At 57.7% G+C, this 7,644-nt stretch carries 5 protein-coding genes; 1 reads left to right on the top strand and 4 read right to left on the bottom strand.

The genetic code is table 11. From position 1 onward, the window contains the following. Positions 1–204: 204 nt before the first annotated feature. Positions 205–2,382 (bottom strand): malate synthase G, encoded by a 2,178-nt coding sequence (locus ACZRJQ_RS20390; RefSeq protein WP_463980105.1) that lies wholly within the window; start codon positions 2,380–2,382, stop codon positions 205–207. A gap of 455 nt (positions 2,383–2,837) precedes the next feature. On the opposite strand from ACZRJQ_RS20390, the gene ACZRJQ_RS20385 reads away from it, so the two are divergent. Beyond that, a complete protein-coding gene (locus ACZRJQ_RS20385; RefSeq protein WP_463980104.1) occupies positions 2,838–3,356 on the top strand; it encodes a glycine cleavage system transcriptional repressor in 519 nt (172 codons plus the stop codon). Between the two features lie 121 nt (positions 3,357–3,477). Here the strand turns inward: ACZRJQ_RS20385 and rarD are convergent, their stop codons facing one another. The 3 genes from rarD to ACZRJQ_RS20370 all read right to left on the bottom strand — a co-directional run bounded on the left by rarD (position 3,478) and on the right by ACZRJQ_RS20370 (position 7,565). Next, entirely contained in the window at positions 3,478–4,365 is an 888-nt protein-coding gene (gene rarD, locus ACZRJQ_RS20380) for an EamA family transporter RarD (protein WP_463980103.1), read from the bottom strand. Positions 4,366–4,563: 198 nt separating this feature from the next. After that, positions 4,564–5,538 (bottom strand): serine/threonine protein kinase, encoded by a 975-nt coding sequence (locus ACZRJQ_RS20375; RefSeq protein WP_463980102.1) that lies wholly within the window; start codon positions 5,536–5,538, stop codon positions 4,564–4,566. Between the two features lie 125 nt (positions 5,539–5,663). After that, positions 5,664–7,565: a PhoX family protein gene (locus ACZRJQ_RS20370; RefSeq protein WP_463980101.1), complete on the bottom strand. Its 1,902-nt coding sequence runs from the start codon at positions 7,563–7,565 to the stop codon at positions 5,664–5,666. Positions 7,566–7,644 lie beyond the last annotated feature (79 nt).

Genomic DNA, 7,644 nt, shown 5'->3' with positions numbered 1-7,644 from the left:
CTGCTGCGCAGCCGATCGCAGCCTGCGTACCTTGTCAGCTCCTACAGGGGATTGGCGGTTATCCCGGCTTTTGTAGGAGCTGCCGAAGGCTGCGATCGGACGCTTGGCCACCCCATACACCTGACACACCGCAGCACATGAACAAAAAAGCCCTGACCATCGTCGATGATCAGGGCTTTTTGTTTAGCGGGCGTTAGCGCTTATTCACAGGCCATTTTTGGCTTTGAATTCGCGACGACGACGGTGCAACACAGGCTCGGTATAGCCATTAGGCTGCTTGGTCCCTTCGATCACCAGTTCGACCGCCGCCTGAAAGGCGATGTTGCTGTCGAAGTTTGGCGCCAATGGACGGTACAGCGCGTCATTGGCGTTTTGGCGGTCTACTACGGGGGCCATGCGCTTGAGGCTTTCCATGACTTGAGTTTCGCTGACGATGCCGTGACGCAGCCAGTTGGCGATGTGCTGACTGGAGATACGCAACGTCGCTCGGTCTTCCATCAGGCCGATGTCGTTGATGTCTGGCACCTTCGAGCAACCTACGCCCTGGTCGATCCAGCGCACCACGTAGCCCAGAATGCCCTGCGAGTTGTTGTCCAGTTCGTTCTGGATTTGCTCAGCCGTCCACTGCGGGTTAACGGCCAGCGGGATGGTCAGAATATCGTCGACCGAGGCATGAGCACGCTTGGCCAGTTCGGCTTGACGGGCGAACACGTCTACCTTGTGGTAGTGCAGCGCGTGCAATGCAGCCGCCGTTGGCGACGGAACCCAAGCGGTGTTGGCACCGGCCAGCGGGTGAGCGATTTTTTGCTCCAGCATGGCGGCCATCAAGTCAGGCATTGCCCACATGCCTTTACCGATTTGCGCACGTCCTTGTAGGCCAGTGCTCAAGCCCACATCGACGTTGTTGTTTTCGTAGGCTGAAATCCACTTTTCAGACTTCATGTCGGCCTTGCGCACCATCGGCCCAGCCTCCATCGAGGTGTGAATCTCATCGCCCGTGCGGTCAAGGAAGCCCGTATTGATGAACACCACACGCTCGCTGGCGGCTTTGATGCACGCCTTGAGGTTAATGGTGGTGCGACGCTCCTCGTCCATGATCCCGACTTTGAGGGTGTTGCGCGCCAAGGCCAGCACGTCTTCAATGCGCCCGAACAGCTCGTTAGTGAACGCCGCTTCTTCAGGGCCGTGCATTTTCGGTTTTACGATATAAACCGAACCGGTGCGGCTGTTTTTACGGGTGTTGTTGCCGTTCAGGCTGTGCACCGCAGCAAGGCTTGTGATCAGCCCATCGAGAATGCCTTCGGGCACTTCGTTACCGTGTTTGTCGACGATGGCGTCAATGGTCATCAAGTGACCCACGTTACGCACGAACAACAACGAGCGGCCATGCAGGCTGACGGTGCCGCCGCTAGGTGCGGTGTATTCACGATCCGGATTCATGGTGCGGGTGAAAGTTTGGCCGCCCTTGGACACTTGCTCGCTCAGGTCGCCTTTCATCAGGCCGAGCCAGTTGCGGTAGATCACCACTTTGTCGTCAGCATCAACAGCCGCCACGGAGTCTTCGCAGTCCATGATGGTGGTCAGTGCGGCTTCCATCAGAACGTCTTTGACGCCAGCGGCGTCGGTCTGGCCGATTGGGCTGGCCGCGTCGATCTGAATTTCAAAGTGCAGGCCGTTGTGTTTGACCAACACGGCAGTCGGGGCCGCAGCATCGCCGTGGTAACCGATCAGTTGTGCGGTATCGCGCAGGCCTGTAGTTGCACCGCCCTTGAGTGTGACCTGCAAGGCGCCGCCGACAATGGCGTAGCTTGTGGAGTCAACGTGGGAGCCGCTGGCCAAGGCCGCAGCTTCGTCCAGAAAGGCACGGGCGAAGGCGATCACTTTGTCGCCGCGCACCTTGTTATAGCCTTTACCTTTTTCCGCGCCATCGGCTTCGCTGATGGCATCGGTGCCATACAACGCGTCATACAGCGAACCCCAGCGAGCGTTCGAGGCGTTGAGGGCAAAGCGCGCATTCATGACAGGCACCACCAACTGTGGGCCAGCCATGCGAGCGATTTCGTCATCGACGTTTTGCGTCGTTGCCTGGAAATCCGCAGCTTCTGGCAGCAGATACCCAATATCTTGTAGGAAGGCCTTGTAAGCCACGGCGTCATGGGCCTTGCCGGCCTGAGCCTGGTGCCAGGCGTCGATCCGCGCCTGCAAATCATCGCGTTTGGCGAGCAGTGCTTTGTTCTTGGGTGCCAGGTCATGAATAACCTTATCGGCACCGGCCCAGAACTGGTCGGCATTAAGGCCGGTACCGGGAATGGCTTCGTTGTTTACGAAGTCGAACAGGACTTTGGCGACCTGCAGGCCACCGACTTGAACGTGTTCAGTCATTGCTTGCCTCACTCATTTTTATTTAAAGCCTGGAGCGCTTCTTAAAACACCGCGTTAGCTCATGCTGGCGGGGTTGTACGGGTATAGCAGACGCCTTGACCGACCCTGTGACAAATTATGTAGTGGTCGCTGCGGCATACTACATGATCAATTGCAGATGTGAAAATCAGACTAATCACGTCGTTCTTCGACCGATTTTTGACTATCGGTCACGTAGAAGTACGGGATGTTCTCAAGAAATGCACGGCTTGTTCCAGATAATTCTAAAAACAGTACACAATTTGTCGTGGCGCGGGCCTTGGTCTGACCTGTGCAGTCGCTGCCGAAGGCTGCGATAAAGACCGCTGGGCCTTCAAGAGACGGGGTGTTCCGTAATCTTTCGCAGCCTTGGGCAGTAACTACAGGTTCGTGGTGGCGACCTATACTCAATCGACCCTTAACAAGAGTGTGCCGCCATGAACCATCTTGTGATTACGGTCTTTGCCCCTGACAAGGCAGGCCAAGTGGAACGTATTGCACGGTGTATCGCCGATCATGGCGGTAATTGGCTGGAGAGCCGTATGGCGCGCATGGCTGGGCAGTTTGCCGGTATTTTGCGCGTGGGCGTGCCCGCCGAAACCTATGACGAGATGCTCAAAGCATTGCAAAGTCTGGCCGCTGAAGGGATTCGGGTAGTGGTCGCCGAAAGTGGCATTGAGCAGTCCTGCACGTGGAAGCCCGTCACTATGGAATTGGTCGGTAATGACCGGCCCGGCATTGTGCGTGACATCACGCGGGTGCTGGCCGAGCATGACGTCAATCTGGAGCGGCTGTTGACATACGTTACGCCTGCTCCCATGAGCAACGAGCCGTTGTTTCATGCCGAGGCCATTTTGGCCGTACCGCTGACGCTTTCACTGCAAGTTTTACGTGAGCGGCTGGAAACCTTGGCCGATGAGCTGCTGGTCGACCTTAAGTTACGCACAGAACAATAGCGCTATAGGTTATCCCACGAAACACTGCATGCGCCTGTGGATAACCTTTGGAACAAACGCTACAGGCCATACGCTACAGGCCATACGCTGTGTGGCGTACAACCTGCTGTTCGTTTTTTGATCAGTCGCGGCGACGCATGTTGAGCCACGCATCAATGCTGTACACCACCAAGCCCGCCCAGATAAAGGCAAGCGCCACCACGGTGCTGGATGACAGGTGTTCGCCAAACAACAGCACTGCCTGAATAAGCACCAAGGTCGGCGCTAGATACTGCATGAAGCCTAGTGTGGTGTAGGGCAAATGCCGAGCGGCAGTGTTAAAACACACCAGTGGGATCAGCGTGGCGGGGCCTGCGGCGACCAGCAACCATGCCTCGGAACTGGTCCAAAATTGGGCATTAGCAGTGTTGGCGTTGGGGTGCATCAGCAGCCAGCCGAGGGCGATGGGCACTAAAATCCAGGTTTCGACGACCAGCCCAGGCAGCGCTTGGACGGGTGCCTGTTTACGGATCAGCCCGTAAAAACCGAAGGTTATCGCCAGTGCCAGCGACACCCAAGGCAGGCTCCCGATTTGCCACACCTGCTGCGCCACGCCCAAAACGGCCAACCCCACAGCAAGCCATTGCAAGCGGCGCAGGCGCTCGCCCAGTAGCAACATGCCGAGTAACACGCTCACCAATGGGTTGATGTAGTAACCCAAGCTGGCTTCGACCATGCGGTCGTTATTCACCGCCCACACGTACGTTAACCAATTGCCCGCAATCAACAGGCCGCTGATGGTCAGCACGCCCAAGCGTTTGGGGTTTTCCCGCAGTTCACGCCACCAGCCGGGGTGTTTCCAGACCATCAGCAGCAGTGAGCCAAACAGCGCTGACCACAGCACACGGTTAACGATGATTTCTGCGGCGGGGACGCTGGCAAGAAGCTTGAAGTAAAGCGGGAACAGTCCCCAGATGATGTAGGCGCTCAGGCCCAAAATGTACCCGCGACGCGGGTTGGCGGCTTGCATGGGGGAGTCCTTGCTTAGGCATCTAACAGAAACAGAAGAGGCCTGAGAGTGTAAGCAGGTTTTGTAGAAGTGTCGTGTGCTGTGGGCGAATGAGGCTGGCAGTGTAGTCGCTGCCGCAGGCTGCGATAAAGGCTACAGGGCATTCAAGAAACAGGTTGCGTTGCAACCCTTCGTAACTTGCGGCAGCGACTACAGGGGCTAGAACAGCTTTAGAGGTTCTTCATTGAGTGCCGACAACTGTTCGCGCAAGGCCAGCACTTGATCGCCCCAATAGCGTTCGCTGCCAAACCACGGAAAACTGTGTGGGAATGCCGGGTCGTCCCAGCGTCGGGCCAGCCACGCGCTGTAGTGCATCAGGCGTAGGGCGCGCAAAGGTTCAATCAGCGCCAGTTCCCGCGGGTTGAAGTCATGAAACTCACTGTAGCCGTCCATTAATTCAGACAACTGGCTCAGACGTTCCTGGTGATCACCGGCCAGCATCATCCATAAGTCCTGAACCGCCGGGCCCATGCGGCAGTCGTCGAGATCGACGATATGAAACACCTCGTCGCGGCACATCATGTTGCCGGGGTGGCAATCGCCGTGCATGCGGATGTTGGTGTGCGGGGTAGCGGCGTACACATCTTCGACACGCTTGAGCAGATCACGTGCCACTGACTCGTAGGCCGGGAGTAGGCCGCGAGGGATGAAGTTGCCTTCAAGCAGCGTGGCGAGTGAGTCATGGCCGAAGTTTTTAACCCCCAGCGCTTCGCGGTGCTCAAACGGTTTGGTCGAGCCCACAGCGTGCAGTCGCCCCAGCAACTGGCCCAAGCGATACAACTGATCGAGATTGCCGGGCTCTGGCGCACGGCCGCCACGACGAGGAAACAGCGTGAAGCGAAAGCCTTCGTGCTCGAACAAGCTTTGGCCGTTGTGAATCATCGGGGCCACGACCGGAACTTCGCAGTCGGCCAACTCAAAGGTAAAGCGGTGCTCTTCGAGAATCGCTTCGTTGGTCCAGCGCTGCGGCCGATAGAATTTGGCGATCAGCGGCTCCGAGTCTTCGATACCGACCTGATACACACGGTTTTCGTAGCTGTTGAGCGCGAGCACGCGGGCGTCGCTGAGAAAACCGATGCTTTCGACAGCGTCGAGCACCAGATCGGGGGTAAGTGTTGCAAACGGATGAGACATGCTGACTCCTGCGCGCAGCAGGCTGCCGCGTCCGGCCAAGCATGTTAACGCACAAACCCGATAGGAGCTGGCGCAGCCTGTGATCTTTTTAAAGTTCAAAAATCGCAGGCCGCACCGCCTGATGCTTAAGCGCCGATGATGCCGCCATCTTCGCGGCTGATGGCCATCACTGAGGAGCGCGGCTTGCCGTTGGGCAAGTGCTCAGGGAAGGTGGAGCCGCCATTTTCGCCGGGGTGCTGGATGCCAACAAACAGGGTTTTCTGGTCGGGCGAGAAGCTGATGCCTGTGACTTCGCACCCCACAGGCCCAACCATAAATCGCCGGATTTCGCCGGTGTCGGGGTCGGCACAGAGCATTTGGTTGTTGCCCATTCCGGCGAAGTCGCCGGTATTGCTGACATCGCCGTCGGTCAAAATCCACAAACGTCCGGCGTCATCAAAGCCCATGCCATCCGGGCTGTTGAACATGTTGTGCGGTGTGATGTTGGCCGAGCCGCCTTTGGGCTGTTTGGCATGCACGACCGGGTTGCCCGCCACCACAAACAAGTCCCAATCGAAGGTGTGCGCGCCATGATCGCCGTTGTGGGCTTTCCAGCGCAGGATCTGCCCGTACACGTTCTTTTCCCGGGGGTTGGGGCCGCCAACAGGTTGCCCGTCTTCGCCGCGCTTTACGTTGTTGGTGAGGGTGCAATACACCTGACCGTCCTTGGGGCTGACGACGATCCATTCCGGGCGATCCATGCGAGTGGCGTTAACCACGCTGCCTGCCAGACGTGCATGAATAAGCACCTCGGCCTGGTTGGCGAAGCCGTTGCTGGCGTCGATACCATTTTTGCCGTGGCTCAGTTCAATCCATTGGCCTTGACCCTTGGATCGGTCAGGGTTGTGGTCGCCCGCGTCAAAGCGTGCGACATAGAGCGTGCCGTGGTCCAGCAGGTCGCGGTTGGCCTTGGGGTTTTGCGCGTCAATTTTGTCGCGACTGATGAACTTGTAGATGAACTCCCCGCGCTCGTCGTCGCCCATGTAAACCACTGCGTGGCCATCATCGGTTTGTGCCAGAGCGGCATTTTCGTGTTTGAAGCGGCCCAGCGCAGTGCGTTTGACGGGCATGGATTGCGGGTCGAAAGGGTCGATTTCGACAACCCAGCCGTGGCGGTTAAGTTCGTTGGGGTTAACCGCCAAATCGAAGCGCGGGTCGTGCAGGTGCCAATTGATTTCTTTGCTGGCAGCTACGGGGCCATAGCGTTTTTGGGCGGCGTCGAAGGCTTGCGCAGGGTTTGAGCTGCCAAAGCAATCAGTGAAGTTCTCTTCACAGGTCAGATAAGTGCCCCACGGTGTTTTGCCGTTGGCGCAGTTTTGGAACGTGCCCAATACCCGTGAACCCGTGCTGTCGGCTTGGGTGCGCATCAGCGCATGACCTTGCGCGGGGCCGCTGAGGCGGATGGGGGTGTTGCCGTGGATGCGACGGTTAAAAGGTGAGCCTTGTACAAAGTGCCAGACGTCACCTTTACGTCGAATCTCGATCACAGACACGCCTTCGCTGGCTTGAGCTTTGTGAACGTCTTCGGCGTTCGTGGGCAAGCCCCCGTGAGCGTAAAGGTAGCGATAGTTGGTGTATTCGTTGTTGATCGCCATAAGCGCGCGGTTCGGGTCGTCAGGAAACGCAAACAGGCTCATGCCATCGTTGTTGTCGCCGAACTGCACTTCTTGGGCTTTGGCGCTGCCATTACCGCTGGGATCAAACGCCGGGCCGCCGACAGTGAGCGGTTGACCCCAACTGATCAATACCGATGAGCGATAGCCGGGTGGCAACGTGAGGGTGTCGGTGGTGGCGGCACCAATGCCGTCAAAACCCAGCAAGTGGCTGGACGCAGCGTTCACACTGGCGGCCAGCGCACTGCGGCTCAACAGATTACCGCCCAGAAACATAGCGGCACCGCACAAGGCGCCAGCGCTGATAAAGCCACGACGACTCAGGCCAATGATCTGCTCAAGGTCGGTGGATTGTTCTTCTTCTAATAGGTGCATATCAGGCTTAGCTCGCGACTGTTTTGGCAGTTACCTTAATCAGCCGGTGTGACAGGGATGTTTCAGGCAGCGTTCTTGC

This window comes from Pseudomonas sp. E315, from assembly GCF_055406205.1.
This window is presented reverse-complemented; position numbering and strand designations above follow the sequence as displayed.

What these genes read in the sequence shown, in the direction of transcription:
- ACZRJQ_RS20390 (WP_463980105.1), bottom strand. Translation starts at nt 2,382, where the DNA reads ATGACTGAACACGTTCAAGTCGGTGGCCTGCAGGTCGCCAAAGTCCTG.
- ACZRJQ_RS20385 (WP_463980104.1), top strand. Translation starts at nt 2,838, where the DNA reads ATGAACCATCTTGTGATTACGGTCTTTGCCCCTGACAAGGCAGGCCAA.
- rarD (WP_463980103.1), bottom strand. Translation starts at nt 4,365, where the DNA reads ATGCAAGCCGCCAACCCGCGTCGCGGGTACATTTTGGGCCTGAGCGCC.
- ACZRJQ_RS20375 (WP_463980102.1), bottom strand. Translation starts at nt 5,538, where the DNA reads ATGTCTCATCCGTTTGCAACACTTACCCCCGATCTGGTGCTCGACGCT.
- ACZRJQ_RS20370 (WP_463980101.1), bottom strand. Translation starts at nt 7,565, where the DNA reads ATGCACCTATTAGAAGAAGAACAATCCACCGACCTTGAGCAGATCATT.